Annotated in this window: 25 protein-coding genes and 1 riboswitch; of the genes, 17 read left to right on the top strand and 8 right to left on the bottom strand. The window is 72.9% G+C overall.

Annotated features, from left to right (window positions below; translation table 11 throughout):
• The first annotated feature begins 84 nt into the window (after window positions 1–84).
• Window positions 85–1,524 (top strand): GuaB1 family IMP dehydrogenase-related protein, encoded by a 1,440-nt coding sequence (locus ACH4S9_RS34385; RefSeq protein ID WP_311725841.1) that lies wholly within the window; start codon window positions 85–87, stop codon window positions 1,522–1,524.
• Between the two features lie 79 nt (window positions 1,525–1,603).
• On the opposite strand, the gene ACH4S9_RS34390 is transcribed toward ACH4S9_RS34385, so the two are convergent.
• Window positions 1,604–2,437: a DUF2637 domain-containing protein gene (locus tag ACH4S9_RS34390; protein ID WP_398375481.1), complete on the bottom strand. Its 834-nt coding sequence runs from the start codon at window positions 2,435–2,437 to the stop codon at window positions 1,604–1,606.
• Complete coding sequence (locus tag ACH4S9_RS34395) at window positions 2,434–2,640, bottom strand: hypothetical protein (protein WP_311725843.1); 207 nt, start codon at window positions 2,638–2,640, stop codon at window positions 2,434–2,436. The genes ACH4S9_RS34390 and ACH4S9_RS34395 overlap by 4 nt, the downstream gene beginning before the upstream one ends.
• 262 nt (window positions 2,641–2,902) lie before the next feature.
• Between ACH4S9_RS34395 and ACH4S9_RS34400 the strand changes: the two genes are divergently transcribed.
• Together ACH4S9_RS34400 and ACH4S9_RS34405 are read left to right on the top strand one after the other, a co-directional pair.
• Window positions 2,903–4,390 carry an amino acid permease gene (locus ACH4S9_RS34400; protein ID WP_398375483.1) on the top strand — a complete coding sequence of 496 codons (1,488 nt, stop codon included), beginning with the start codon at window positions 2,903–2,905 and terminating at the stop codon, window positions 4,388–4,390.
• A 10-nt stretch (window positions 4,391–4,400) separates the two neighbouring features.
• On the top strand, window positions 4,401–4,856 hold the full coding sequence (locus ACH4S9_RS34405) for an Lrp/AsnC family transcriptional regulator (RefSeq protein WP_311725845.1): 456 nt from the start codon (window positions 4,401–4,403) through the stop codon (window positions 4,854–4,856).
• Here the strand turns inward: ACH4S9_RS34405 and ACH4S9_RS34410 are convergent.
• Window positions 4,853–5,362 (bottom strand): hypothetical protein, encoded by a 510-nt coding sequence (locus ACH4S9_RS34410; protein ID WP_311725846.1) that lies wholly within the window; start codon window positions 5,360–5,362, stop codon window positions 4,853–4,855. The two genes, ACH4S9_RS34405 and ACH4S9_RS34410, sit on opposite strands and share 4 nt — an antisense overlap.
• Window positions 5,363–5,615: 253 nt before the next feature.
• Between ACH4S9_RS34410 and ACH4S9_RS34415 the strand changes: the two genes are divergently transcribed.
• Both ACH4S9_RS34415 and ACH4S9_RS34420 read left to right on the top strand, forming a co-directional pair.
• Window positions 5,616–6,425 carry a carbon-nitrogen hydrolase family protein gene (locus tag ACH4S9_RS34415; RefSeq protein WP_398375485.1) on the top strand — a complete coding sequence of 270 codons (810 nt, stop codon included), beginning with the start codon at window positions 5,616–5,618 and terminating at the stop codon, window positions 6,423–6,425.
• 76 nt (window positions 6,426–6,501) lie between these two features.
• Window positions 6,502–8,205: a flavin monoamine oxidase family protein gene (locus ACH4S9_RS34420; protein WP_385346552.1), complete on the top strand. Its 1,704-nt coding sequence runs from the start codon at window positions 6,502–6,504 to the stop codon at window positions 8,203–8,205.
• On the opposite strand, the gene ACH4S9_RS34425 is transcribed toward ACH4S9_RS34420, so the two are convergent.
• On the bottom strand, window positions 8,166–8,915 hold the full coding sequence (locus ACH4S9_RS34425; protein ID WP_398375488.1) for a DUF5995 family protein: 750 nt from the start codon (window positions 8,913–8,915) through the stop codon (window positions 8,166–8,168). The two genes, ACH4S9_RS34420 and ACH4S9_RS34425, sit on opposite strands and share 40 nt — an antisense overlap.
• A gap of 80 nt (window positions 8,916–8,995) precedes the next feature.
• Window positions 8,996–9,859 (bottom strand): NAD(P)-dependent oxidoreductase, encoded by an 864-nt coding sequence (locus tag ACH4S9_RS34430; protein WP_311725851.1) that lies wholly within the window; start codon window positions 9,857–9,859, stop codon window positions 8,996–8,998.
• 130 nt (window positions 9,860–9,989) lie between these two features.
• Between ACH4S9_RS34430 and ACH4S9_RS34435 the strand changes: the two genes are divergently transcribed.
• Entirely contained in the window at window positions 9,990–10,835 is an 846-nt protein-coding gene (locus ACH4S9_RS34435; RefSeq protein ID WP_358847455.1) for a helix-turn-helix transcriptional regulator, read from the top strand.
• Between the two features lies 1 nt (window position 10,836).
• Here ACH4S9_RS34435 and ACH4S9_RS34440 read toward each other — a convergent pair whose 3' ends face one another.
• The 3 genes from ACH4S9_RS34440 to ACH4S9_RS34450 form a co-directional block, all read right to left on the bottom strand.
• Window positions 10,837–12,240: a solute carrier family 23 protein gene (locus ACH4S9_RS34440; protein ID WP_311725853.1), complete on the bottom strand. Its 1,404-nt coding sequence runs from the start codon at window positions 12,238–12,240 to the stop codon at window positions 10,837–10,839.
• A 227-nt stretch (window positions 12,241–12,467) separates the two neighbouring features.
• Window positions 12,468–13,172, bottom strand: coding sequence for an ArsR/SmtB family transcription factor (locus tag ACH4S9_RS34445; RefSeq protein ID WP_385346549.1), 705 nt, complete (start codon window positions 13,170–13,172; stop codon window positions 12,468–12,470).
• A 231-nt stretch (window positions 13,173–13,403) separates the two neighbouring features.
• Window positions 13,404–14,633 carry an MFS transporter gene (locus ACH4S9_RS34450; RefSeq protein ID WP_398375491.1) on the bottom strand — a complete coding sequence of 410 codons (1,230 nt, stop codon included), beginning with the start codon at window positions 14,631–14,633 and terminating at the stop codon, window positions 13,404–13,406.
• Between the two features lie 108 nt (window positions 14,634–14,741).
• Between ACH4S9_RS34450 and ACH4S9_RS34455 the strand changes: the two genes are divergently transcribed.
• The 11 genes from ACH4S9_RS34455 to ACH4S9_RS34505 all read left to right on the top strand — a co-directional run bounded on the left by ACH4S9_RS34455 (window position 14,742) and on the right by ACH4S9_RS34505 (window position 26,228).
• Window positions 14,742–15,947, top strand: a complete 1,206-nt coding sequence (locus ACH4S9_RS34455; protein WP_398375493.1) for an ROK family transcriptional regulator — start codon at window positions 14,742–14,744, stop codon at window positions 15,945–15,947.
• 198 nt (window positions 15,948–16,145) lie between these two features.
• Window positions 16,146–17,465, top strand: coding sequence for an alginate lyase family protein (locus ACH4S9_RS34460; RefSeq protein ID WP_311725858.1), 1,320 nt, complete (start codon window positions 16,146–16,148; stop codon window positions 17,463–17,465).
• 81 nt (window positions 17,466–17,546) lie between these two features.
• Window positions 17,547–17,677, top strand: a riboswitch (FMN riboswitch).
• Between the two features lie 146 nt (window positions 17,678–17,823).
• Window positions 17,824–18,933, top strand: a complete 1,110-nt coding sequence (ribD, locus tag ACH4S9_RS34465; protein WP_398375495.1) for a bifunctional diaminohydroxyphosphoribosylaminopyrimidine deaminase/5-amino-6-(5-phosphoribosylamino)uracil reductase RibD — start codon at window positions 17,824–17,826, stop codon at window positions 18,931–18,933.
• The gene (locus tag ACH4S9_RS34470; RefSeq protein ID WP_358847467.1) at window positions 18,934–19,563 is read left to right on the top strand and encodes a riboflavin synthase; all 630 of its coding nucleotides are present in this window, start codon (window positions 18,934–18,936) and stop codon (window positions 19,561–19,563) included.
• A 62-nt stretch (window positions 19,564–19,625) separates the two neighbouring features.
• Window positions 19,626–20,945 carry a bifunctional 3,4-dihydroxy-2-butanone-4-phosphate synthase/GTP cyclohydrolase II gene (locus ACH4S9_RS34475; RefSeq protein ID WP_311725913.1) on the top strand — a complete coding sequence of 440 codons (1,320 nt, stop codon included), beginning with the start codon at window positions 19,626–19,628 and terminating at the stop codon, window positions 20,943–20,945.
• A 72-nt stretch (window positions 20,946–21,017) separates the two neighbouring features.
• Window positions 21,018–21,491, top strand: coding sequence for a 6,7-dimethyl-8-ribityllumazine synthase (ribH, locus tag ACH4S9_RS34480; protein WP_352129088.1), 474 nt, complete (start codon window positions 21,018–21,020; stop codon window positions 21,489–21,491).
• Window positions 21,492–21,731: 240 nt separating this feature from the next.
• Window positions 21,732–22,004: a phosphoribosyl-ATP diphosphatase gene (locus ACH4S9_RS34485; protein ID WP_311725862.1), complete on the top strand. Its 273-nt coding sequence runs from the start codon at window positions 21,732–21,734 to the stop codon at window positions 22,002–22,004.
• Between the two features lie 59 nt (window positions 22,005–22,063).
• Window positions 22,064–22,912, top strand: a complete 849-nt coding sequence (hisG, locus tag ACH4S9_RS34490; protein ID WP_311725863.1) for an ATP phosphoribosyltransferase — start codon at window positions 22,064–22,066, stop codon at window positions 22,910–22,912.
• Between the two features lie 74 nt (window positions 22,913–22,986).
• Window positions 22,987–23,487: a PH domain-containing protein gene (locus ACH4S9_RS34495; protein WP_385351649.1), complete on the top strand. Its 501-nt coding sequence runs from the start codon at window positions 22,987–22,989 to the stop codon at window positions 23,485–23,487.
• A 228-nt stretch (window positions 23,488–23,715) separates the two neighbouring features.
• Complete coding sequence (locus tag ACH4S9_RS34500) at window positions 23,716–25,113, top strand: hemolysin family protein (protein ID WP_358847486.1); 1,398 nt, start codon at window positions 23,716–23,718, stop codon at window positions 25,111–25,113.
• The gene (locus ACH4S9_RS34505) at window positions 25,110–26,228 is read left to right on the top strand and encodes a hemolysin family protein (RefSeq protein WP_311725865.1); all 1,119 of its coding nucleotides are present in this window, start codon (window positions 25,110–25,112) and stop codon (window positions 26,226–26,228) included. Before ACH4S9_RS34500 ends, ACH4S9_RS34505 begins: the two co-directional genes overlap by 4 nt.
• Window positions 26,229–26,323 lie beyond the last annotated feature (95 nt).

The raw sequence follows: 26,323 nt of genomic DNA on the forward strand, positions 1-26,323 counted from the left end.
ACCGGCATGGGAGAATGAGGTACGTGCGTTTTCCTCGGCTTCCTTCGTCGAGGGCCAATTCCGAATGACTGGGAAGTTCCGAGCGTGCGTTTCCTCAATGACCAGCAGCCGCCCTACGACCTGACGTACGACGACGTCTTCATGGTGCCCAGCCGCTCCGCGGTCGGCTCGCGCCAGGACGTGGACCTGTCCACGCCCGACGGCAGCGGCACCACCATCCCGATCGTGGTGGCCAACATGACCGCGATCGCCGGGCGCCGGATGGCCGAGACCATCGCCCGCCGCGGTGGCATGGTCGTCATCCCGCAGGACATCCCGCTGGACGTGGTCGCCGACGTCGTCGGCTGGGTCAAGCGGCGCCACCACGTCCTGGACACCCCGATCGTGCTCAGCCCGGCGGGGACGGTCGCCGACGCGCTGTCGCTGCTGCCCAAGCGGGCCCACGGCGCCGGTGTGGTCGTGGAGAACGGCCGCCCGGTGGGAGTGGTCACCGAGTCCGATCTGGCCGGTGTGGACCGCTTCACCCAGCTGAGCGAGGTGATGTCCCGCGAGCTGCTGGTGCTCGACGCGGACATCGACCCGCGCGAGGCCTTCAACCGCCTCGACGGCGCACACCGCAAGCTCGCCCCCGCGGTGGACGCGGACGGGCAGCTGGTCGGCATCATGACCCGCAAGGGCGCGCTGCGCGCCACGCTCTACCGGCCCGCGGTGGACGCGGACGGCAGGCTGCGGATCGCCGCCGCCGTCGGGGTCAACGGCGATGTGCAGGGGCGCGCCAAGGCGCTGCTCGCGGCGGGTGTGGACACGCTGGTGGTGGACACGGCCCATGGCCACCAGGAGTCGATGATCAGCGCGCTGAAGGCGGTCCGGGCGCTGGACCCGGGCGTGCCGGTGGTCGCGGGCAACGTGGTCGCGGCCGAGGGCGTGCGCGACCTGATCGAGGCGGGTGCCGACATCGTGAAGGTGGGCGTCGGCCCGGGCGCGATGTGCACCACCCGCATGATGACGGGCGTGGGGCGGCCGCAGTTCTCCGCGGTGCTCGAATGCGCCGCGGAGGCGCGGAAGTTCGGCAAGCACGTGTGGGCCGACGGCGGTGTCCGGCACCCGCGGGATGTCGCGATGGCGCTGGCCGCCGGCGCGTCCAATGTGATGATCGGCTCGTGGTTCGCCGGGACGTACGAGTCGCCGGGCGACCTTCAGCAGACCGCCGACGGCCGGCCGTACAAGGAGAGCTTCGGCATGGCCTCCGCCCGCGCCGTGCGCAACCGCACCAGCGAGGAGTCGGCGTACGACCGGGCCCGCAAGGGCCTGTTCGAGGAGGGCATCTCCACCTCCCGGATGTTCCTGGACCCGGCCCGGCCCGGCGTCGAGGACCTGATCGACTCGATCGTCGCGGGCGTGCGCAGCTCCTGCACCTACGCGGGCGCGGGCACGGTGGAGGAGTTCCACGAGCGGGCCGTGATCGGCGTGCAGAGCGCCGCCGGCTACGCGGAGGGAAAGCCGCTCCACGCCAGCTGGGACTGACGGGTCCGGTGATGTCGCGTGGCCCTCGCTCGGCCGAGCGAGGGCCACGGCCATGCCCGGCCACGGCGCGTGGCCGCGTTCATACGCGGGGCTTGTCGCGCTGATCGGCGCCGCGGGTGCGGGGAAGGGCGTGACGCGGCGGGCTGGTCAGGGTGATCTGCCGCACCAGCTGGTGGAAGGAGACCAGCGCGGCCACGGGCGGCAGCCCGGCGACGGCCATGCTGGGCGGGTCCTTGGGCGCGTGCGCGACGCAGAGGAAGACCGCGATGGTGGAGAAGAGCACCACCACCGCCCAGGAGTGCGCCGCGCCCCGGCGGTGCAGCGCGGCGCGCAGCACCGACAGCGAGGCGACCAGCCAGGGCCCGTAGACCAGCAGCGGCCACCAGGCCGCCATGGACTCCGAGGTGCTGGGGGCGGCCAGATAGCGCAGCGGGCCGTAGGAGATCATCCCGCCCAGCACGCTGAGCATGGCCACGATCACCGTGGTGAGCGCCGCGAAGATCAGGCTGATCAGCTGGAGCCAGGGCATGGTCGGCAGCCGGAAGCGGACCCGGCGCCGCCGCCCGCGGCCGCGGACGTGCGCGGGGGAGCGGGCGGCGGGGAAGCTGCCGGTGGTCCTCTCGGGCGGCTCGTCGAGACCTGAGCCGAGACCTGGGCCGAGACCTGGGCCGAGACCGGAGCCGAGAGAGGAGTCGAAAGGCGAGTCGAACGGGGAGGAGGCGGGGGCCGAGGTCTGGAGCAGCCGGGCCAGGTCTCCCTCCAGGTCCCACCGGCTCTCGATCGTCTCCGGGTCCGGCAGCGGGAAGCTCAGCGGGTCGTCGGGGGCCATGTCGAACCGCTCGCCGGGAGCGGGCCGGTGGCCGGCGTGGGGAGGGGGGCCGTAGCCGCCCGGCCTCGGCTCGGTGTACGTCATGCCTGTACGCCCGGGTCCGTGGTGCCGCAGCGGTGGACGAAGTCGGTCTCGATGCGGTTCAGCGTCCGCAGGAAGTCCTCCCACACCCGGGCGCAGTACTCGAGCGGAGGCCGCTCGTCCGCGTCCCCGTGGCCTCCCGGACGGCACGCGCCGTCCGGGTCTTGGGGGTCATGATCGGCGCTCTGAAGGCTGTCTGGGGTCACGTTCCCACCAACGAGGGCCAAATTGGTGCCGTATCGTGGCATTCGGGTGAAACGCGCGTCAGCGCGGCCCGGCCTCCCGCAACGATTCGCCGTACAGCCACCCCGGGCGCAACGTTCGTACGTGTATGCGCAACAATGGGGCATTACGGCCGGGTCTGTGTGCCCATGGGCCCTGCGTGACACACCCGTGTGTGCGCCGTGTGCGCGCCGCCGGTCACCGCCATCCGACCGACCCGACCGGCAGCGACAAGGAGCCCCTCAATTGCTGGACCACGGCGCAGCCCCGCCCACCGCCGAGCGATCCGGGCCGGGGCTCCGTGCCCCGGGTCGGGGTTCCGGAGGGCTCGGCTCCGGGCTGCTGCGGCGCAAGCCCGTCGAACTGCTGGTCGCCGAGGGGGGCCAGGGCGAGGGCGGGAAGCTGCGGCGCTCGCTCGGCATGTGGCAGCTGACCATGATCAGCATCGGTGCGACGCTGGGCACCGGCATCTTCGTGGTGCTCGGCGAGGCCGTGCCGGACGCCGGGCCCGCGGTGGTGGTCTCCTTCGCGATCGCGGGGCTGACCGCGCTGTTCTCCGCCCTGTCGTACGCCGAGCTGGCGGGCACGATCCCGGTCTCCGGGTCCTCGTACTCGTACGCCTACGCCACCCTCGGCGAGCTGGTCGCCTGGGTCTGCGGCTGGTGTCTGATCCTGGAGTACGGGGTCTCGGTGGCCGCCGTCGCGGTCGGCTGGGGCCAGTATCTGAACGAGCTCCTCGACGGCACCCTCGGCGTCACCATCCCCGGCGCGCTGGCCGCCCCGCCCGGCGACGGCGGTCTCTTCAACCTGCCCGCGCTGCTGGTTGTCCTGCTGGCCATGGCGTTTCTGCTGGGCGGGGCCAAGGAGAGCGCCCGGGCCAACGCGATCATGGTCGCGGTGAAGATCGCCGCCCTGGTGCTGTTCTGCGCCGTCGCCTTCACCGGTGTCCGGGCCGGGAACTACACGCCGTTCATGCCGCTGGGCATGGCGGGCGTCAGCGCGGCCGGGGCCACCCTCTTCTTCTCGTACATCGGCTTCGACGCCGCCTCCACGGCCGGCGAGGAGGCCAGGAACCCGCAGCGCGACCTGCCGCGCGCGATCATGCTCTCGCTCGTCATCGTCACCGCCCTGTACTGCCTGGTCGCGGCGGTGGCGGTGGGCGCGCTGCCCTGGAAGCGGTTCGCGGGCTCGGAGGCCGCGCTCGCCGGGATCATGAGGGATGTGACCGGGCAGAGCTTCTGGGCCGTGCTGCTGGCGGGGGGCGCGGTCGTGGCCATCGCCTCCGTGGTGCTGACGGTGCTCTACGGCCAGACCCGCATCCTCTTCGCGATGTCCCGGGACGGGCTGGTGCCGAAGGTGTTCTCCCGGATCCACCCGGCCAGCGGGGTGCCGCGCGCCAACACCGTGATCGTCTCCCTCTTCTGCGGGGTCCTGGCCGCCGCGATCCCGCTCGGCCAGCTCGCCGACGCCACCAGCATCGGCACCCTCTTCGCGTTCGCCCTGGTCAACGTGGCCGTGATCGTGCTGCGCCGGACCCGGCCCGCGATGCCGCGCACCTTCCGGGTGCCGCTGTCGCCGCTGTTCCCGCTGATCGGCTTCGGGCTGTGCCTGTGGATGATGAGCAGCCTGGACCGGGTGACCTGGACGGTCTTCGGCGTCTGGATGGCCGTCGGCCTTGTGCTGTACTTCGCATACGGCATGCGCCGCTCCCGACTGGCCACGGCAGAAAAGTGACATCCCCGCAGTGCGACTGAACGATCTGGACGAACGTATCGTCCACGCCCTCGCCGAGGACGCCCGCCGCAGCTACGCCGACATCGGGGAGGAGGTCGGCCTCTCCGCCCCCGCCGTCAAGCGGCGGGTGGACCGGCTGCGGGCCGAGGGGGCCATCACCGGCTTCACCGTACGGGTCGACCCGGCCGCCCTCGGCTGGGAGACCGAGGGCTTCATCGAGCTCTACTGCCGCCGCAACACCTCGCCCGAGGACATCCACCGCGGCCTGAACCGCTACCCCGAGGTGGTCGCCGCGTCGACCGTCACCGGCGACGCGGACGCCATCGTCCAGGTCTTCGCCTCCGACATGCGCCACTTCGAACGCGTCCTGGAGCGGATCGCGGGCGAGCCCTTCGTGGAACGCACCAAGTCCGTCCTGGTCCTCTCGCCCCTCCTCCGCCGCTTCGGCTCAGGAGCTCCGGCCTAGCTGTTGTCGTCGTTGAGAGGGGGGCTGTGGCGTTCGGTGAGTGGGCCGAAGCCGAGATCTTCACGCATGAGCTTGCGCATCTTGGCGGCTGCTTTGCCGCGCGCCTCCCAGCGGGCGCGATCCTCTGGACTGCTGACAGCACTGCCGTCGATGTAGCCGTCGCAGATGCGTCGCAGGCAGTGGAACACGCTGTTGGAGGCCTTGACGACGGGTTGGGGCGCGATGAGCCACATCTGTTCGGATGCGATGGCTATGTCTGAATCCCGAAAGGCTTGGCGCAGCGCAAGCGCCCGCTCGTCGTCGGAAGGGTGCTCCCGCTCGGCCAAGGCCCGCAGGGTCTCACCGAGGACCTTCACGGTGGTGGTGTACTGCGTGTAGATGTCGAGCCGCAGCCGACGAGCCTCTTTGACATCCTCGTGCTTCCACCGATTCCGATCGGCGATGAGAGTAGCGACGATGCCGATCGCGGCCCCGGCCAGGGTGGAGAGCAGTGGCAACCAATCCATGGGGGCCAGCTTGGGCCATCCCGTGACGGCGGCACCAGGTGGGCTTCGAGGATGAACCTGCCCGATCCGAGCGGCGCAACGAATCGCCGCGACCGGGCCGGAAGACGTAACGAATCGACGCTGGATGCGCAACGGTCGTGCCTTGTCCGCCGATCTCGGGCCGACGTACCGTCTTTGTGCCGATACGTCGCTCCTCCCCTTCCGGTTTCTCTCCCGGCCGCGTCTCTCCCTCTCTCCCACCCGAGGTCTGCCCATGCCCCCGCTGCGCACCGCCCTGCTCCAGAGCTCAGGCCACCCCGGCGAGACCGCCCACAACCTCAAGGTCCTCGCCGCGGCGGCCGGGCGCGCCGCGGCGGCCGGGGCCGGGCTGCTGATCGCCCCGGAGCTGTTCCTCACCGGGTACGCGATCGGGGACGGCGTGCGGCGGCTGGCCGAGCCGGCCGACGGGCCCGGCGGCCGGGCGGTGGCCCGGATCGCCGCCACCCACGGCCTGGCCGTCCTCTACGGCTACCCGGAGCGGGCGGGGGAGGCGGCTGATGGGGGCGGCGCGGTCTTCAACTCCGCGCGGCTGGTCGGCCCCGACGGCGCGCAACTCGCCAACTACCGCAAGACCCACCTCTTCGGCGACTTCGAGCGCGCCTGGTTCACCCCCGGCGACACCCCCGTCGTCCAGGCCGAACTCGGCGGCGTACGCCTGGGGATCATGATCTGCTACGACGTGGAGTTCCCCGAGAACGTCCGGGCCCACGCCCTGGCCGGGACCGATCTGCTGCTGGTGCCCACCGCGCAGATGCACCCGTTCCAGTTCGTGGCCGAATCCCTGGTCCCGGTGCGCGCCTTCGAGAGCCAGCTCTACATCGCGTACGTCAACCGCACCGGGCCCGAGGGCGACTTCGACTTCATCGGGCTGAGCTGTCTGGCCGGGCCCGACGGCACGGTCAAGGCCCGCGCCGGGCACGGCGAGGAGCTGGCCTTCGGCGAGGTGGACCCGGAGCTGCTCGCCGCCTCGCGCACCGCGAACCCGTATCTGGGCGACCGCAGGCCCGAGCTGTACACCCCCTGACCCGACCCGACCTGACCCCGCCCGCTTCGCACCGCGCGCCCCCTCGCCCGCCCGCCCCGCAAGGAGTCCGTACCCGATGACGTCCATGGTGCCCACCGCCGTCCACGTCCAGCAGGACGAGCGGCAGCCCGACCCGCCGCTGACCATGTTCGGCCCGGACTTCCCCTACGCCTACGACGACTACCTCGCCCACCCCGCGGGCCTCGGCCAGATCCCCGCGACCGAGCACGGCGCCGAGGTCGCGGTCGTCGGCGGCGGGCTGTCCGGCATCGTCGCCGCGTACGAGCTGATGAAGATGGGCCTCAAGCCGGTCGTCTACGAGGCCGACCGGATCGGCGGGCGGCTGCGCACCGTCGGCTTCGAGGGCTGCGACCCGGCGCTGACCGCCGAGATGGGCGCGATGCGCTTCCCGCCCAGCTCGACCGCCCTCCAGCACTACATCGACCTGGCGGGCCTCACCACCCGGCCCTTCCCCAACCCCCTCGCGCCCGACACTCCCTCGACCGTCGTCGACCTGAAGGGCGAGTCCCACTACGCCCGCACCCTGGACGACCTGCCCGAGGTCTACCACCAGGTGATGGACGCCTGGAACGCCTGCCTGGAGGAGGGCGCCGACTTCTCCGCCATGCAGCGCGCCCTGCGCGAGCGCGACGTCCCGCGGATCCGGGAGATCTGGTCCCGCCTCGTCGCGGCGCTCGACAACCAGACCTTCTACGGCTTCCTCTGCGACTCCCCGGCCTTCGCCTCCTTCCGGCACCGCGAGATCTTCGGCCAGGTCGGCTTCGGCACCGGCGGCTGGGACACCGACTTCCCCAACTCCATCCTGGAGATCCTGCGCGTCGTCTACACCGGCGCGGACGACGACCACCGCGGCATCGTCGGAGGCAGCCAGCAACTCCCGGTGCGGCTGTGGGAGCGCGAGCCGCGCAAGCTCGTGCACTGGACGCCGGGCACCTCGCTGGCCTCCCTGCACGGCGGCCGGCCGCGCCCGGCCGTCACCCGGCTGCACCGCGCGGCGGGCGACCGTATCGTCGTCACCGACGCGGCCGGCGACATCCGCTCGTACCGGGCGGTGGTCTTCACCGCGCAGTCCTGGATGCTGCTCTCCAAGATCGAGTGCGATGACTCGCTCTTCCCCATCGACCACTGGACGGCGATGGAGCGCACCCACTACATGGAGTCCAGCAAGCTGTTCGTGCCGGTGGACCGCCCCTTCTGGCTGGACAAGGACGAGGTCACCGGCCGGGACGTGATGAGCATGACGCTCACCGACCGGATGACCCGCGGCACCTACCTGCTGGACGACGGACCGGACCGGCCCGCCGTCATCTGCCTCTCGTACACCTGGTGCGACGACAGCCTCAAGTGGCTGCCGCTGTCCGCCAACGAGCGCATGGAGGTCATGCTCAAGTCGCTGTCGGAGATCTATCCGAAGGTCGACATCCGCAAGCACATCATCGGCAGCCCGGTCACCGTCTCCTGGGAGAACGAGCCCTACTTCATGGGCGCGTTCAAGGCCAATCTGCCCGGCCACTACCGCTACCAGCGCCGCCTGTTCACCCACTTCATGCAGGACCGCCTCCCGGCCGACCGGCGCGGCGTCTTCCTCGCGGGCGACGACATCTCCTGGACCGCGGGGTGGGCCGAGGGCGCCGTGCAGACCGCGCTCAACGCGGTGTGGGGCGTGATGACCCACTTCGGCGGGCGGACGGACCCGAAGAACCCGGGCCCGGGCGATGTCTACGACGAGATCGCGCCCGTCGAGCTCCCCGAGGACTGAGCCGGTTCGTCCGTGGTGGCGCCGGGCAGCGGGGTGAGCAGAAACCGCCCCACCAGCCCGACGCTCTCGTCGACGCGCTCCACGAACTCCTCGGTCAGCTCCGGCAGTGCGCGCAGCCCCCACAGGGCGCGGTACGCCGCCCACGCGGCGCCCCGCGCCTTGTCCAGGCTCCACGACCCCACCAGATGGGTCAGCGGATCGGCCACGTCCAGCAGATCGGGGCCGGGCATCAGATCCTCGCGGATCCGCTCCTCGAGCCCGGTGAGCAGGGTGCCGACCCGGTCGAAGTCGCCCTCCAGGTCCTCCGGTTCCACCCCTCGGGCCCGGCAGGTGTCCACCAGCGCCAGGGCCAGATCATGGCCGATGTGCGCGTTCATCCCGGCCAGCGCGAACTGGAGCGGGCGGATTCCCGGATGGCGCCGCAGCTGGAACAGCGGCCGCCAGCAGGCGGGCGGCCGCCGCCCCGCCGCCACCGCGTCGACCGCCGCCAGATAGCGGGCGGCGAAGCGCACATCCAGGTCCTCGGTGGCGGCCGGGTCCTGGAAGTACCCGTCCGCGAGCCGGCGGCCGACCTCCTCGGTGACCGCCAGATACACCCGGTTGAAGACCGCCACCCCGTCCCGGGGCGGCAGCGCGGCGCCGAGCGCGCGCATCCGCGCCACGACACCCTCCACGGTCCGCGGCGCGCGCCGCTTGGCCGACGTCGTCATGGGCGCAAGCGTCGCAGCCGAGCCGCGGCCCGACCGGCCGTACGCCGTTCGCTTCCCCGGAACGGACTAACGGGTTCCCGTCAGAGCGCCCCCGCGTCGACGGCCGTCCACAGCGTCGGGTACAGGGGGCGCCAGCCCAGCTCGGCGCGGAGCCGGGCGTTGGAGCACACCCCGAACCAGGGGTCGGGGTCGGTGCGGTCCGCCATGCCCTCCGGCACTGGCACGCCGTTGACGTGGTGCAGATCCACCGCCGTGACGGGCGCGTCGTCGACGATGTTGTACTTCCGCCCGGCCACCCCCGGCGCGGTCAGCAGCCGCAACAGCCCCCGCGCCACATCCGCGTGATGCGCCATCTGAAGCCGCTGATGGCCCGCCCACTGCCCCGCCCACCGCAGCGACTCCGCCAGATGCGGATCGTCCTCGCCGTAGACGAAGGGCAGGCTGCCGATCCGGACGTCGAGCCCGCGCTCGCGGTGCAGCTCCAGCAGCCCCTGCTCGGCCTCGGCCTTGGACGCGGGGTACGCGCCCCACATCTCCCCGCCCGGCACCGACTCGTCGTCCTCCACCAGCGGCCGGCCGCGCCCGAGGCCGTAGACCAGATTGGTGCTGACCTGGACGAAGCGTGAGGCACCCGCCTCCAGGGCGGCGCGGGCGAGGCCGAGGGCCGCGTCGCGGTTGACCGCCCACGCCTCGTCGTCCGTCGCCCCCCGGAAGGCCGCCGCCACATTGACCACCGCGTCCACCCCGGCCAGGGCCTTGCGCACGTCCTGCTCCTCGCGCACATCGCCGACCGACACCTGCGCGCCCAGCGCGGCGAAGGGCGCGCCCTTCGCCGCGTCGCGCACCAGCACCCGCACCTCGTCCCCGGGCGCGCCCCACCGCAGCAGCCGCGGCACGAACCGCTGTCCCACCCGGCCGGTCGCTCCGGTCACCAACGTCAGCATGTCCTGACTCCTTTGATCGGTGTTCGTCGGCTACGACCCTGAGGGAGTCCGGAGCGGGCCGGGAGAGCACCGCCGATCCAGGGATCGGCAGACCCTGGATGGGAAGCCCGTGACCGGCGACCCTTGAGAGGTGGACCGCACCCAGCTCGCCGACTTCCTCCGCCGCTGCCGCACCCGGCTCGCACCCGCCGACGTCGGGCTCGGGCCCGGGGCGCGCCGCCGCACCCCCGGGCTGCGCCGGGAGGAGGTGGCCCAGCTCACCGGCATGTCCACCGACTACTACACCCGCCTGGAGCAGGCCCGCGGCCCGCGCCCGTCCCGGCAGATGCTGACCGCGCTGGCCCGCGCGCTGCGGCTCACCGACGACGAGCGCGACCATCTCTTCCACCTGGTGGGGGAGGAGCCGCCGCGCGACCGGTCCGCCTCCGGGCATGTGCGGCCCGGTCTGCTGCGGATCCTGGACCGGCTGTACGACACCCCGGCGCTGGTGATCAACGACTGGGGCGAGGTGCTGGCGCAGAACGCGATGGCCGCCGCCCTGTCCGGCGACATCAGCGCCCGGCCGCCGGGGCAGCGCAATATGATCCGCCGGTACTTCACCGACCCGGACGCCCGCGGGCTCTGCCCGCCCGAGGATCAGGCGGAGCACGCGCGGAACCATGTCGCGAATCTGCGGGCCGTGCTGGCCGCCCGACCCGACGATCCCGCACCGGCGGCGCTCGTCGCCGAGCTGCGGGCGGCCAGCCCGGAATTCGCCGCGCTGTGGGAGGCGCACGAGGTCGCGGTGCGGCGCTCGGCGGTCAAGCGCTTTCTGCACCCGGTGGTGGGGCTGCTGGAGCTGGAGTGCGAGGTGCTGCTGAGCTCCGAGCACGCCCAGCGGCTCATCGTCCACTCGGCCCGCCCGGGCACCGAGTCGTACGAGCGGCTGGAGCTGCTGCGGGTGGTGGGGCTTCAGGACCTCGCGCCGCCCGGGTAGCTCAGGGCTTCGCGGGCTTCCCGGCCTCCGTGGCGTCGTCGTCGTACGCGCTGGTGCCCGCGTCCAGCAGCGGCTCCTCCTGCTTCATATGAGCCGGGGCCAGCGCGCGCAGCAGGTGGTAGCCGCTGAGCACGACCACCGTGCCCAGCGCGATCCCGCTGAGCTCGAAGTTGTCGCTGATCTTGAGACCGACCCCGCCGACGCCGATGACCACACCGGCCGCGACCGGCACCAGGTTGAGCGGATTGCGCAGGTCCACCTTGTTGTGCACCCAGATCTGGGCGCCGAGCAGCCCGATCATGCCGTACAGGATGACCGTGATCCCGCCCAGCACACCGCCGGGGATCGCCGCGACGATCGCCCCGAACTTGGGGCACAGCCCGAAGAGCAGCGCGAAGCCGGCCGCGGCCCAGTAGGCGGCGGTGGAATAGACGCGGGAGGCCGCCATGACGCCGATGTTCTCGGAGTACGTGGTGTTGGCCGGGCCGCCGACCGCGGTGGAGAGCATGGTGGCCGCGCCGTCCGCGGCGATGGCGGTGCCGAGGGTGTCGTCGAGCGGGTCGCCGGTCATCTCGCCGACGGCCTTCACATGCCCGGCGTTCTCGGCGATCAGCGCGATGACGACCGGCAGGGCGACCAGCACGGCCGACCACTGGAAGCTGGGCGCGTGCACCGAGGGCACGCCGATCCAGTCCGCCTTGCCCACCGCGGACAGGTCGAGCCGCCAGTGGTCGGTGATCCGCCCGCTGCCGTCCAGCGAGTGGATCCTGCCGAAGACGCGGTCGAACAGCCAGGAGATCACATACCCGAAGACCAGGCCCAGGAAGATCGCGACCCGCGACCAGAAGCCGCGCAGACAGACCACGGCGAGGCCGGTGAAGAGCATGGTCAGCAGCGCCACCCACTGATCGGCCGGCCAGTACGTCTTCGCGGTCACCGGCGCCAGGTTGAAGCCGATCAGCATGACCACCGCGCCCGTGACCACCGGCGGCATCGCCGCGTGGATGATGCGCGCGCCGAACTTCCGCACCGCCAGGCCGCTCAGGAACAGCACCCCGCCGACCACCAGGATCGCGCCGGTGATGGCGGCGCTGCCGCCGCCCTGCGCCCTGATCACGGCGGCCACCCCGACGAAGGAGAGGCTGCACCCCAGATAGCTGGGCACCCGGCCACGGGTCGCCAGCAGGAACAGGATGGTCGCGACCCCGGACATCATGATCGCGAGATTGGGGTCAAGGCCCATCAGCACCGGAGCCACGAAGCTCGCGCCGAACATCGCCACGACATGCTGGGCGCCCAGCCCGACCGTCCTGGGCCAGGACAGCCGCTCATCCGGCTTGACGACGGCTCCGGGGGCGGGGGTGCGCCCGTCGCCGTGCAGGGTCCAGCGCACGCCGAGGCCCATGGTTGCTCCAGTTCATCGCTCAGGGGGGATCGCAGCAATGTTAGTGGGTCGAAAGTGTGTTTCATTCCACTATGGGCTGCTGTGGGTGGCCTGCCCCGGGCGGCCCGGGCTCGGCCGGGAAATGGTAGATCAGGCCCCGGACCAGCGTGTCCTCGCCCCCAGGCGATCCACCCGGCCCGCGAGGCGCGCGCTCCGTCCGGTCAGGCCGGTCAGGCTGGTCAGGCCGGTCATTCGGGGAGCCGCACGCCCAGCAGGTCGCGCAGCGCCCGCCGCCCCTCCTCGCTCACCCGCAGCGCCCGCTGGCTGCCGATCCGCGCACACCACCCCGCGTCCAGCGCATGCCGGCACAGCGCGGCGCCCGCCACGCCCGCCAGATGCGGTCTGCGCTCGGTCCAGTCCAGACAGCTGCGCGCCATCGGCCGGCGCCCGCGCGAGGCCGCCGACAGGTCCACGCCGAGCCGCCGGAACCAGACCAGGCCGACGTCGGTCAGCGCGAACCCCTCCGCCCCCCGCAGCAGCCCGTGCTCCACCATCGCGTCGGTGATCGCCGTGCCCAGCCGCCCGGCGAGATGGTCGTAGCAGGTGCGGGCCCGCGCCATGGCCTCACCGGCGCTGGCCGCGCGCAGCGTACGGGGCGCGGGCGGCGGCGCGGCATGGCCGGACAGGTCCTCGATCAGCTGGGCGACCTGCGGCCCCGCCAGCCGTACATAGCGATGCCTGCCCTGCCGCTCCTCCGCCAGCAGGCCGCCCTCGACGAGCCTGCTCAGATGCTCGCTCGCGGTCGACGCGGCCACCCCGGCGAGCCGCGCCAGCTCCCCGGCGGTCCAGGCGCGCCCGTCGAGCAGCGCCAGACAGAACGACGCGCGGGTCTCGTCGGCGAGCAGCGAGGCGAGGCGGGCGAGCTGGGGTCCGCGGGGGTGGGGCTGCGACATACGCCCATCATCCGCCCCCGACACTTCGGCCCCGCCCGAACGATCGCGCGCCTGCGGCGGGCCCTGTCCCCTACCCGCCCCTTCCCGCAATCGGGGCTCCGCTCCGGACCCCGGTCCTCAGTCGCCGGACAGTCAGCCCGTCCGGCGATTGAGGACACGCCCGAAGGGCGTCCGGGGTCTGGGGGCTTGCCCCCAGTTGCGGGAAGGGGCGGGTAGGGGAAAACCGCCGCGTCAGCGACGCGTCGCGCTGGACGCCGCCGCGTCCGCGTGGCCGCCCGCCGCCCCCTCGCGCGCCGGCCCGCGCAGCACCCCCGCCCCCATCACCAGCCCCAGCGCCAGCACCGTCACCACACCGAACGACGCCGTCAGCGAGGTCGCGTCCGCGATCGACCCCATCGCGGCCGGAGCGATCAGCCCCGATGTGTACGTGATGGTCGCGACGCCCGCGATGGCCTGGCTGGGAGCCGGCCCGCTGCGCGCCGCCGCCGCGAAGGCGAGCGGGACGACCACCGCGACGCCCAGGCCGAGCAGGCCGAATCCGGTGATGGCCAGGGCGGGCCCGGTGGCCGTCACCACCAGCACGCCGCCGGCCGTGGACAGGACACCGCCCGCGCGTACGGTCCGCACCGCGCCGAAGCGGCCCACCACCGCGTCGCCGACGAGCCGGGCCGCGGCCATCGTGCAGGAGAAGGCCGTGGTGCAGACGGCGGCGAGGCCGGGGGAGGAGTCCAGGACGTCCCGCAGATAGACCGCCGACCAGTCCAGGCTCGCGCCCTCCGCGAACACCGCGCAGAAGCCGACTGCGCCGATGATCAGCGCGGAGCGGGGCGGCAGGGCGAAGCGGGGCGGCGGGTGCTCTTCGGGGGCGCTGCGCAGATCGAGCACCCAGCGGCAGACGACCGCGCCGATCAGGGTGAGCACGGCAGCCGCGAGGCCGAGGTGCAGCCGTGCGTCCGTGCCGGCGTGGGCGGCGAGCGTGCCGGCCGCCGAGCCGAGGAGCGCTCCGACGCTCCACATGCCGTGCAGCCCGGACATGATGGAGCGGCCGAGGCGGTTCTCGACCTCCACACCGAGGGCGTTCATGGCGACGTCGGCCATCCCGGCGGTGGCGCCGTAGACGAACAGCGCGCCGCACAGCCAGACCAGGCCGGGCGCCATCGGCGGCAGCACCAGCGACAGGCACCACAGCGCGATCAGGGCGCGCAGCGCGGCGCGGGCGCCGAAGCGGTGGCTGATCCGCCCGGCCAGGGGCATCGCGACGGAGGCCCCGAGCGCGGGGAAGACCAGCGCGAGGCCGAGCAGGCCCGCGCCGAGGTCCAGATGCTCCTGGATCCAGGGCACGCGGGTGGCGAAGTTGCCGGTGACCGCGCCGTGGACGGCGAACACGGCCGCCACGGCCACCCGCGCCCGCCGGACCTCGCGCTGTTGCGGAGTCTGCGCCTCCGTACCGTCGTCGTCCATGCCCCTGCTGCCCACCCTCCCGGAGACGCGTTTCGCCCACGGAAACTATCAGGAAGGGTCCCTGATAGATAGGGTCCAGATGAGCGGTGCCTCTGAAAGGATCCCGCCATGACGTCGACGCGCGTGTCCCTGGCGGGCCGTACCGCCTCCCCGAGTACGGCGCGGGCCATCAACGACCGCCTCGCCCTGCACCTCCTCAAGGATGAGGGGCCGCTGACCGCCGGTCAGCTCAAGTCCATGACCGGGCTGTCCCGGCCCACCATCGCGGACCTGGTCGAGCGGTTGCGGAGCGCCGGGCTGATCGCGGTGGTGGGGGAGGCGGGCGCCGAGCGGCGGGGGCCCAACGCCCGGGTGTACGGCATCGTCGCGGACAGCGCGTATGTGGCGGGCGTGGACGTCCGCGCGCGGAGCGTCGCGGTGTGCGTGGCCGACCTGCTGGGCCACACCGTCTCCGAGGCCACACTGCCGGTCGCCGCCGACGTGGAGCCCGCGCGGGCCGCCGAGGCGACGGTGGATCTGGTGCGGCGCACGGCCCGGGAGGCGGGGGCCGAGCGGCTGCACCACATCGGCATCGGCGCCCCGGGGCTCGTCGACCCGGCGACCGGCGAGCTGGCCGTCACCGACTCCCTGCCCGGCTGGCACCGTGAGCTGAGCGCGGCCCTGCACGCCGGCCTCGGGGCGCCGGTGCTGCTGGAGAACGAGGTCAACCTGGCCGCGGTCGCCGAGCAGCGGCTCGGTGTGGTCCGCGACCGGGACACCTTTGTGCTGCTGTGGCTCGGCCATGGCGTCGGCGCGGCCGTCGTGCTCGACCGGGTGCTGCGGCGCGGGGCCTCGGGCGGCACGGGGGAGATCGGCTTCATGCCGGTGCCAGGAACGTCGGGGCTGCCCTCGGCGACCGCCTGCGACGGCGGCTTCCACTCGCTCGCGAGCAGCCCGGCGGTCTGTGAACTCGCCCGTGAGCTGGGCCTGTCGGCCGACGCGGCGGACGACGCGCCGGCGGCGGAGGCGGCCGTACGGGCCGCGGTGGACGCGGGGGAGCGGGGCGAGCCGTTCCTGGAAGCGCTCGCGGGCCGGATCGCGGTTGGGGCGGCCGCGGTGTGCGCGGTGCTCGACCCGGGCTGTGTGGTGCTCGGCGGAGAGGTGGGCCGGGCCGGGGGCCCTGCCCTGGCGCGGCGTGTGGAGGACCGGCTCCGGCGGATGTCGCCGCTGCGCACCCAGGTGCGGGCCGGGGTGGTGGGCGGCGGCGGAGTGCTGCGCGGCGCGGTCCTGACCGCCATGGACGCCACCCAGAACCAGCTGTTCGGCGCCCCGTAGCCGCACCGGGAGCGAGTTGTTCGGCGCCCCGTAGCCGTACCGGGAGCCGGCTGTTCGGCGCCCGTGGCCGTACCCGGAGCGGGCGGTTCTCCACCGGGCGGAGTTGTGCGCGGTCTCTTGTCGTGAGCATGGCCCCGACATAGCCTGACCCACGATCGCGATCCTGAATCCTGTTCAGATAGCTGATTGGGGTCCTCGATGGGAGCAACTCCTCCAGGGCGTGGGCCGATCGCCCGCGCCGCTGTCGCCCTCTCCGTCGCCCTTGCCGCGGTATTCGCGGTGTTGGCCATCCCCGCCGCCCCCTCCGCGCATGGCGCCGAGCCCGCCCGCCACCCGGCCCCGGTACCCGAAACCGTGGTGCTCGACGGCCCACGCCTGGCCCTGACCAAGGCGAAGCTCCAGGCCGGGGACGCCCGGCTGAAGCGGACCGTACGCGATCTGACCGCCCAGGCCGACCAGTGGATGACCCAGGGCCCCTGGACGGTCACCGACAAGGACCAGGTGCCGCCCAGCGGCGACAAGCACGACTACTTCAGCCAGGCCCCGTACTGGTGGCCCACCCAGCCGAAGACCGAGGACAATCCGTACGGCTGCCCCTACGTTCAGAAGGATGGCCAGCGGAACCCCGATGTGGACAAGATGACGGACCGTCCCGAGGTGGGCAAGGTCTTCGAGTCCGCCTACGAGCTCTCCCTGGCCTGGTACTACACCGGCAAGCGCGGCTACGCCGAGCACGCCGCCGAGATCCTGCGCACCTGGTTCGTCACCCCGGCGACCCGGATGAACCCCAGCCTGAACCACGCCCAGTTCATCCCCTGCAAGTACGACGGCCGCGCCATCGGCATCATCGACTTCTCCCAGGGCTTCACCAGCCTCCTGGACGCCGCCGCCATCCTCGACACCGGCGCCCCCGGCTGGTCCCGCCAGGACCACACGGGCTTCCGCACCTGGAACAAGCAGTTCCTGGACTGGCTGGTGAACAGCGACTTCGGCAAGGAGGAGGGCGCCGCCGAGAACAACCACGGCACCTTCTTCGACATGCAGGTCGCCGCCATCGCCGCGGCGGTCGGCGACCGCGACCTCGCCCGCCAGGTCGTCCGCGAGGCCCGGACCAAGCGCGTGGACGCCCAGATCGCGGCGGACGGCACCCAGCCCGGCGAGCTGTCCCGCACCCGCAGCTTCCACTACTCCACCTTCAACCTCGTCGCCTTCACGCGGCTCGCGGCCGTCGGCAAGCACGTCGGCGTGGACCTGTGGCACTACACGGGACCGGGCGGGGCGAATCTCTTCAAGGCCGTGGACGTGCTGCTCCCGGCGGCCACCGGGGCGCGGCCCTGGCCGTACCCGGAGCTGGACTTCCGCGCCTACGCGGCCAGCGACATCGTGCACGCGGCGGCCGACGCGGGCGACCGCAGGGCCAAGGCGGCGCTCCCCGCGCTCCAGGCGCCGCCCGGCGGCGACCTGTGGGCGCTGCGGCCCGCCGTCGAGCAGCTCGACAGCATCGCCACTACCGGCTGACCGGCGGGTGAGGCAAGCCACACTCCTACGGCTCCAGCTGTGCCGACGTCCCGTGGCACACTGGGGCCGTACCAGTGACGTCAGCGCACTCCGGGGTCGGTGAAAATCCGAGCCGGCGGTTACAGTCCGCGACCCGTCCGCCTCCAGCGGCCGGTTGACCAGGTGAAATTCCTGGACCGACGGTGAAAGTCCGGATGGGAGGCAGTGCGCGGCGGGAGCAGAGCACCGGTGCGCCGCCGTCGGCGGCCCGCCCCTTGTGGCGGACCGTTTCCCGGCCCAGGCGTTCCCCGGTGCCGTCTTTCCGCTTCTGTCATCTCGACAGCCCCGGAGTCCGTGCCCGAAGAGGCAGGAGGACCCGGTGGCCACCGCAGCCGAAGCCGAAGCGATGCGCCGTGCCGTGGCGCTCGCCGCCCGGGGCCTCGGCCACACCAGCCCCAACCCCGTCGTCGGCTGCGTGATCCTCGACGCCGACGGCCGTACCGCCGGCGAGGGCTGGCACCAGGGGGCCGGCGGCCCGCACGCGGAGATCCACGCCCTGCGCGCCGCCGGTGAGCGGGCCCGCGGCGGCACCGCCGTCGTCACCCTCGAACCCTGCAACCACACCGGTCGCACCGGCCCCTGCGCCCAGGCGCTGCTGGACGCCGGAATCGCCCGCGTCGTGTACGCGGTCGCCGACCCCAACGACCAGGCCGCCGGCGGGGCCGCCACCCTCGCCGCCGCCGGGGCCGACGTGGAGAGCGGCCTGCTCGCCGACCAGGCCGCCGCGGGCAACGAGGCCTGGCTGGCCTCGACGCGGCTCGGCCGCCCCTTCGTGCTGTGGAAGTACGCCGCGACCCTGGACGGGCGCAGCGCCGCCGCCGACGGCACCAGCCGCTGGATCACCTCGGCCGAGTCCCGCGCCGATGTGCACCGGCTGCGCGCCGAGGCCGACGCGGTGGTGGTCGGCTCCGGCACCCTGCGCGCCGACGACCCGCACCTCGCGGTGCGCGGCCGGGACGGCGCCCGGCAGCCGCTGCGCGTCGTACTCGACAGCAAGGGCACCATCGCCCCGGGCGCCCGGGTCCTCGACGGCGCCGCGCCCACCCTGGTCGCCGTCGCCGAGGACGCCCCCGCCGTGCCGCCGGGCGCCGAGGCCGTCCGGCTGCCGCGCGCCGCGGCCGGGCCGGGCCTGGACATCCCCGCGCTGCTCGAGGAGTTGTACGCGCGCGGTGTCCGCTCGGTCCTGTTGGAGGGCGGCCCGACGCTTGCCGGGGCGTTCCTCGCCGCCCGCGCCGTCGACAAGGTCGTCGGCTATCTCGCCCCCGTACTGCTCGGCGCGGGCACCCACGCCCTCGCCGACGCGGGAATTACCACCATCACGCAGGCGCTTCGCCTGGAGCTGACCGACGTCACCAGGCTCGGGCCCGACCTGCGCGTCACCGCCGTACCCGCCGTACCCACCGTCCCCGTCGCCCCCGAGGAGAGCTGAGTGTTCACCGGAATCGTCGAAGAACTGGGCGAGATCGTCGCCGTCGAGAACCTCGGCGACGCGTCCCGCTTCCTGGTCAGCGGCCCCGTCGTCACCGAAGGCGCCAAGCACGGCGACTCCATCGCCGTCAACGGCGTCTGCCTCACCGTCGTCGACACCGAGGACGGCCGGTTCTCCGCCGACGTCATGGCCGAGACCCTGAACCGCTCCAGCCTCGGCGCCCTCGCCGTCGGCTCCCGCGTCAACCTGGAGCGCCCCATGGCGCTCGGCGGGCGCCTGGGCGGCCATCTGGTGCAGGGCCACGTCGACGGCACCGGCACCATCGTCGAGCGCAAGCCCTCCGAGCACTGGGAGATCGTCAAGGTCTCGCTCCCCGCCGAGCTGAGCCGCTATGTGGTCGAGAAGGGCTCCATCACGGTCGACGGCATCAGCCTGACCGTCGTCGACGCGGGGCCCGACTACTTCACCGTCAGCCTCATCCCGACGACCCTCGACCTCACCACCCTGGGCGTCAAGCAGGCCGGCGACCCGGTCAACCTCGAAGTGGACGTGCTCGCCAAGTACGTCGAGCGGCTGCTGGGCAAGGACGGCCGCCCGCTGGACGCCACGGACGAGGAGACCCTCGCATGACCGCCCCCGCCGTCGGCGACGCACAGGAGCCCACGGACAGCAGGAACACCAGGAAGCGACACATGACCCCCGTACAGACCCTGCCGAGCGTGCGCACCGAGCCCAACGCCGCCGAGTGGCCCGACGAGGTCTCACTCGACTCCGTCGAGCGGGCCATCGCCGAGATCGCCGCCGGACGCCCCGTCGTGGTCGTGGACGACGAGGACCGGGAGAACGAGGGCGACCTCATCGTCGCCGCCGAGAAGGCCACCCCCGAGATCGTCGCCTTCATGATGCGCGAGTGCCGCGGGCTGATCTGCGCCACCCTCGAGGGCACCGACCTCGACCGGCTCGAGCTGCCGCAGATGGTGGAGCAGAACTCCGAGTCCATGCGCACCGCCTTCACCGTCTCGGTCGACGCCACCGCCGAACACGGCGTCGGCACCGGCATCTCCGCCGCCGACCGGTCCACCACCCTGCGCCTGCTGGCCGACCCGCACAGCGCCCCCGGCGACTTCGCCCGCCCCGGGCACATCTTCCCGCTGCGCGCCCGCGCCGGAGGCGTGCTGACCCGCGACGGCCACACCGAGGCCGGTGTCGACCTCGCCCGGCTGGCGGGGCTCCGCCCGGCCGCCGCGATCTGCGAGATCGCGGGCGCGGACGGCACCATGCTGCGCCTGCCCGAGCTGGTCTCCTTCGCCCGCGAACACGGGCTGGCGATCATCTCCATCGAGGAGCTGATCGCCTACCGCCGGGCCACCGAGCCCACCGTGCGGCGCGAGGCCGAGACCCGGCTGCCCACCGCCTTCGGCGACTTCCAGGCGTACGGCTACCGCTCGACCGTCGACGGCGTCGAGCACATCGCCCTCGTCCAGGGCGACATCGGCGACGGCGAGGACGTCCTGGTCCGCGTCCACTCCGAGTGCCTGACCGGCGATGTCTTCGGCTCGCAGCGCTGCGACTGCGGCCCCCAGCTGCACGCCTCCCTCCAGCGGGTCACCGCCGAGGGCCGCGGCGTGGTGGTCTATCTGCGCGGCCACGAGGGCCGCGGCATCGGACTGCTGTCCAAGCTGCGCGCGTACGAGCTCCAGGAGCTGGGCCGCGACACCCTCGACGCCAACCTCGAACTCGGCCTGCCCGCCGACGCCCGCGACTACGCCGCCGGCGCCCGCATCCTCACCGACCTCGGCGTCCGCTCCCTGCGCCTGATGACCAACAACCCGGAGAAGACCGCGGCGCTGGTCCAGCACGGGCTGCGGGTCGTCGGCCGCGAGCCGATGCCCGTCCAGGCGGGCGAGCACAACCTGCGCTATCTGCGCACCAAGCGCGACCGGATGGGCCACGACCTGCCGTGGCTGGAGAACGGCCACCCCCAGCCGATGTCCGCCTGCGGCAACCAGTAGCCATCCCCTGGGATCGCACCACCAGATCACCCCGCACCAAAAGCAACACCAGCACCAAGGAGAGATGTAGACGTGAGCGGTAAGGGAGCCCCCGAGCTGTCCGTGGAGAACAGCGGAGACCTGCGCGTGGCCGTGGTGGCCGCCCAGTGGCACGCCCAGGTGATGGACGGGCTGGTCGACGGGGCGCTGCGCGCCCTGCGCGAGCTGGGCATCGCCGAGCCGGCCCTGCTGCGCGTGCCGGGCAGCTGGGAGCTGCCGGTGGCCGCCAAGGTGCTCGCCGACCGCGGCTACGACGCGGTCGTGGCCCTCGGCGTCGTGATCCGCGGCGGCACCCCCCACTTCGACTATGTGTGCCAGGGCGTCACACAGGGCCTCACCCAGGTCAGCGTGGACACCGGGGTGCCCATCGGCTTCGGCGTGCTCACCTGCGACACCGAGGAGCAGGCGCTGGACCGGGCCGGGCTCCCGGGGTCGAACGAGGACAAGGGCCACGAGGCGGTCACCGCGGCCGTCGCCACCGCAGTCACCCTGCGGTCGGTTGCCTAGGGCCTGTCGTCAAAGGGGGCGCCCTGCTCCCGACGCCTGGCACGGCACCTCGCCGCGTTGTCGCATCGCCCAAGTACGCCCAGTACGAGGGCGACGCTCCGCCTTGCGAGGCTCCCCCAGCTACCGCTGGGCGGTGCCCCCTGCACCAGACGCCGCTCGCGGCCGGACGCCCCCTTTGACGACAGACCCTAGCCCTCGCGCAGAGCCGCGCCCGGCGCCCCCAGTAGGATGACGGGCATCATGCCCAAGAAGACGTTCGAGGAGCTCTTCGCCGAGCTTCAGCAGAAGGCCCTCACGGCCGATCCCGCCACCTCCCGCACCGCCGAGCTGCTTCAGTCGGGCGTGCACGCCATCGGCAAGAAGGTCGTGGAGGAGGCCGCCGAGGTGTGGATGGCCGCCGAGTACGAGAGCGACGCGGCGGCCGCCGAGGAGATCTCACAGCTCCTCTACCACCTCCAGGTGATGATGATCGCCCGGGGCCTGACCCTCGACGACGTCTACGCCCACCTCTGAGCCGTCCCGCCCCGTCCCGCCCCTCGCCCACGTCTCGCCCACGTAAGGAAGAAGTTCTCATGCTGCGCATCGCCGTCCCCAACAAGGGTTCACTGTCCGAGCCTGCGTCGGCGATGCTCCATGAGGCCGGCTACCGGCAGCGCAAGGACCGCAGGGAGCTGGTGCTCGTCGACTCCGAGAACGAGGTCGAGTTCTTCTTCCTGCGCCCCCGCGACATCGCCGTGTACGTGGGCTCCGGCCGCCTCGACATCGGCATCACCGGCCGTGACCTGCTGCTCGACTCCGGCTCCCAGGCCGAGGAGATCATGCAGCTCGGCTTCGCCGGGTCCACCTTCCGCTACGCCACCCGGCCCGGCACGGCGAAGGACGTCAGCGAGTTCGGCGGGATGACCGTCGCCACCTCCTTCTCGGGCCTGGTCACCAAGCACCTCGCGGACAACGGCGTCGACGCCGCCGTCGTGCACCTCGACGGCGCCGTCGAGACCGCCATCCAGCTCGGCGTGGCCGAGGTCATCGCGGATGTCGTGGAGACCGGCACCACCCTGCGCAACGCCGGTCTGGAGATCATCGGCGAGCCGATCCTGAAGTCCGAGGCGATCGTCATCCGCCGCACCGGCGCCCCCGTCGACGACCCCAAGGTCCAGCAGTTCCTCCGCCGGATGCAGGGCGTGCTGGTGGCCCGGCGCTACGTGATGATGGACTACGACATCCGGGTCGAGCAGGTGGAGCGGGCCGTGGCGCTCACCCCCGGCCTCGAGTCGCCCACCGTCTCCCCGCTGCACCACGAGGGCTGGGTCGCGGTCCGCTCGATGGTCCCGACCAAGGACGCCCAGCGGATCATGGACGAGCTGTACGACCTGGGGGCGCGGGCCATTCTGACCACCGGCATCCACGCCTGCCGCCTCTGACGTCCGGCGCGCCCTTCAGCGGCCCGCCCTCCCACCAGACCCACCGTTCCTCTCACGGAGAGACCCCACACCACGTGTCCGCCTCCGATTCGGCGCCCGCGCAGCCCCCTGCCGGGCTCCCCGCCCTCCCCGTCACCTTCCGGCCGACCCGCACCCGGGCCGTCCTGCTGACCACCGGAGCCGTCCTGGTCGTCCTCCTCACGGCGATCGGACTGGTCCTGGAGGGGCTGAACCCGGGGGAGAGGCTCAGCTTCATCTTCACCGGCCTGCTGTTCTTCGGTGTGCTGGCGCTGCTCAGCCGGCCCAAGGTGGTCGCCGACTCCGGCGGGGTGACCGTCGTCAATCTCACCACCAAGCGCCGGCTGGCGTGGGCGGAGGTGCTGCGGGTCAATCTGCGGCCCGGTGACCCGTGGGTCTTCCTGGACCTCTCCGACGGCACCAGCCTGCCCGTGATGGGCATCCAGCCCGGTATCGCCAAGGCCCGCGCCATCGGCGACGCGCGCGTTCTGCGCGCACTCGCCGAGGAGCACGGCACCGGCCGGTCGGGCGGGAACCGGGACCCCGAAGACGGCTGAAGGCCGCCCGATCGGCCCTCTCCGGCCGCCGGGGCCTGCCCGGAACGCGGGATCCTTGATTACTCTGTTGCGGGGGCGCCGATGGTGCCCCGGCCCTTACCACCTGTCCGTGCACCGTTGTGCCCACCCCGGCAGGCCCCTGCGACCCGAGGAGTGACTCCCTCCAGAGATGGACGGATCGTCCTGTAGTACCTGCGCCGCCCCTCACTCGTGGGCGGCGGCATGAGTATCACCCTGTCCCTCCTGCTGCTCGCGGCAGCACTCGTTCTGATCCTCGCCAACGGCTTCTTCGTGGCGGCCGAATTCGGCCTGGTCACCGTCGAGCGGCCGGACGCCGAGCGCGCCGCCGCCGAGGGCGACCGCCGGGCCCGCACCGTCGTCGAGGCCCTGCGCGAGCTGTCCTTCCAGCTCTCCGGCACCCAGCTGGGCATCACCATCACCTCCCTGGTGGTCGGCATGCTCGCCGAGCCCGCGCTCGGCGCGCTGCTGACCCCTCCCCTGAGTGCCACCGGGCTGCCGCACGGCGCGGTCTCCGGCATCGCCGTGGTGGTGGGCATGCTGATCGCCTCGGCCGTCCAGATGATCATCGGTGAGCTGGTCCCCAAGAACTGGGCGGTCTCCCGGCCGCTCCAGGTCGCGCGGTTCGTCGCCGGGCCGCAGCACGCCTTCGCCCGCTTCTTCCGCCCGCTCATCGCCATGCTCAACACGGTCGCCAACCGGCTGGTGCGGGCGCTGGGCGTGGAGCCCACCGAGGAGCTGGCCTCCGCCCGCACCCCCGGCGAGCTGGTCTCCCTCGCCCGCCACTCCGCGCAGGCGGGCGCCATCGAACAGGACACCGCGGACCTGTTCGTGCGCACCCTCTCCCTCGGCGACCTGACCGCGCAGCATGTGATGACGCCCCGCGTGCGGGTCAGCGCCCTCCAGTCCTCCGCGACCGCGGAGGACGTGCTCAACCTCACCCGCGCCACCGGGCTGTCCCGCTTCCCCGTCTACCGCGAGCGCCTCGACGAGGTGGTCGGCATGGTGCACCTCAAGGACGCCCTCGCGGTGCCCTCGCAGGAGCGGTTGCGCACCTCCGTGGCACGGATCGCCCAGTCCCCGGTGCTGGTCCCCGAGACCCTGCCCGTGCAGCCCCTCCTGGAGCGGCTGCGCAGCGAACAGCCGATAGCCGTCGTCGTCGACGAGTACGGTGGCACGGCCGGCGTGGTCACCCTGGAGGACATCGTCGAGGAGCTGGTCGGAGAGGTGCGCGACGAGCACGACGACGAGGCCGCGGACACCCCGGACCTGGTGCCGACCGCCGCCGAGGACGGCCGCCCCACCTGGGAGGCCGACGGCGGCTGCCGCGTCGACACCCTGCGCCGGATCGGCCTGGAGGCGCCGGACGGGCCGTACGAGACGGTGGCCGGCCTGGTCGCCGACCTCCTCGCACGGATCCCGGCCGTCGGCGACACCGCCGAGCTGCCCGGCTGGAAACTGTCGGTCCGGCAGGTCGGACACCACCGGGCCGAGAGGGTGCGGATCATACGCACCGAGGCCCCGGCGGCCGTCGGCGTCGGCACTGGCACTGGCACAGTCAACGGAAGCGGTGCCGTCGGCGGCGCCGCGCGGGGGGCGGAACGATGAGCCTGGTCCAACTTCTCTTCGCCGCTCTCCTGGTCCTCGCCAACGGCTTCTTCGTCGGCGCCGAGTTCGCTCTCGTCTCCGTCCGCCGCAGCCAGATCGAGCCCCGCGCGGCCGAGGGCTCGGCCCGCGCCCGTACGGTGCTCACCGGCCTGGAGAACCTGCCGCAGATGATGGCGGCCGCGCAGTTCGGCATCACCATCTGCTCGCTGACGCTCGGCGCGGTCGCCGAGCCCACCGTCGCGCACCTGCTGGAGCCGGTCTTCCACGCCGTCCACCTGCCCGAGCAGCTGGTCCACCCCTTCGGTTACGCCATCGCCCTCGCGGTCGTGGTCTGTCTGCACCTGGTCATCGGCGAGATGGTGCCGAAGAACCTGGCCATGGCGGCCCCCGAGAAGACCGCCCTCTGGCTCGCCCCCGGCCTGGTCACCTTCGCCCGCCTCTGCCGGCCGGTCACCGCCCTCCTCGGCGCCTGCGCCCGGCAGGTGCTGCGGCTGTTCCGCGTGGAGCCCAAGGACGAGATCGAGGCGGTCTTCACCAGCGAGCAGCTCACCCACCTCGTCGAGGACTCCCGGCAGGCCGGGCTGCTCGACCCCGGCGAGCACGAGCGGCTCGCCGACGCCCTGGAGCTCGGCAGCCGCCCCGTCACGGACGTCCTGCTCGACCCGGCGGGCCTGGTCACCGTCGACCCCTCGGTCACGCCCCGGCAGATCGAGGAGCTCACCGTACGGACCGGCTACTCCCGGTTCCCGGTGCGCGAGGCGGGCGGCGCGTTCATGGGCTATCTCCATGTGAAGGACGTCCTGGACCTGGAGGCCCCGGACCGGGCCGTACCCCAGCATGTGTGGCGTCCCATCGGCACCCTGCGGGCCGAGCTGCCGCTGGACGACGCGCTGACCCAGATGCGGCGGTCGGCCTCCCACCTGGCGGCTGTCGCCGACGCGTCCGGGAAGGTGCTGGGGCTCGTCGCCCTGGAGGACGTGCTGGAGATGCTGGTGGGCGAGGTGCGGGACCCCTCTCACCGGGGTGGGGCACGGGATCGGGTGGCCGAGCCGCGGGGCGAGGTGGCGCCTTCGGCGCCGTCGGCTTCGGAGGAGGAGCGCGCGATGGTCGGCTGACCGTTGCGTTTGCGCCTGCGGCGGCCGCGCGGCGGAGCCGCATATCGATGCTGTGTCCCCGACCCGCCCCTTCCCGAAACCGGGGGCAGGCCCCC

Source organism: Streptomyces sp. NPDC021225 (assembly GCF_044332865.1).
In the GTDB taxonomy this organism is placed as follows: Bacteria; Actinomycetota; Actinomycetes; order Streptomycetales; family Streptomycetaceae; genus Streptomyces.

Coding starts and splice junctions, on each gene's coding strand:
- ACH4S9_RS34415 (WP_398375485.1), top strand. CDS start 5,616: ATGCCCCCGCTGCGCACCGCCCTGCTCCAGAGCTCAGGCCACCCCGGC.
- ACH4S9_RS34445 (WP_385346549.1), bottom strand. CDS start 13,172: ATGTCGCAGCCCCACCCCCGCGGACCCCAGCTCGCCCGCCTCGCCTCG.
- ACH4S9_RS34505 (WP_311725865.1), top strand. CDS start 25,110: ATGAGCCTGGTCCAACTTCTCTTCGCCGCTCTCCTGGTCCTCGCCAAC.
- ACH4S9_RS34455 (WP_398375493.1), top strand. CDS start 14,742: ATGACGTCGACGCGCGTGTCCCTGGCGGGCCGTACCGCCTCCCCGAGT.
- ACH4S9_RS34475 (WP_311725913.1), top strand. CDS start 19,626: ATGACCCCCGTACAGACCCTGCCGAGCGTGCGCACCGAGCCCAACGCC.
- ACH4S9_RS34430 (WP_311725851.1), bottom strand. CDS start 9,859: ATGCTGACGTTGGTGACCGGAGCGACCGGCCGGGTGGGACAGCGGTTC.
- ACH4S9_RS34460 (WP_311725858.1), top strand. CDS start 16,146: ATGGGAGCAACTCCTCCAGGGCGTGGGCCGATCGCCCGCGCCGCTGTC.
- ACH4S9_RS34410 (WP_311725846.1), bottom strand. CDS start 5,362: ATGGATTGGTTGCCACTGCTCTCCACCCTGGCCGGGGCCGCGATCGGC.
- ACH4S9_RS34420 (WP_385346552.1), top strand. CDS start 6,502: ATGACGTCCATGGTGCCCACCGCCGTCCACGTCCAGCAGGACGAGCGG.
- ACH4S9_RS34485 (WP_311725862.1), top strand. CDS start 21,732: ATGCCCAAGAAGACGTTCGAGGAGCTCTTCGCCGAGCTTCAGCAGAAG.
- hisG (WP_311725863.1), top strand. CDS start 22,064: ATGCTGCGCATCGCCGTCCCCAACAAGGGTTCACTGTCCGAGCCTGCG.
- ACH4S9_RS34450 (WP_398375491.1), bottom strand. CDS start 14,633: ATGGACGACGACGGTACGGAGGCGCAGACTCCGCAACAGCGCGAGGTC.
- ACH4S9_RS34390 (WP_398375481.1), bottom strand. CDS start 2,437: ATGACGTACACCGAGCCGAGGCCGGGCGGCTACGGCCCCCCTCCCCAC.
- ACH4S9_RS34440 (WP_311725853.1), bottom strand. CDS start 12,240: ATGGGCCTCGGCGTGCGCTGGACCCTGCACGGCGACGGGCGCACCCCC.
- ACH4S9_RS34425 (WP_398375488.1), bottom strand. CDS start 8,915: ATGACGACGTCGGCCAAGCGGCGCGCGCCGCGGACCGTGGAGGGTGTC.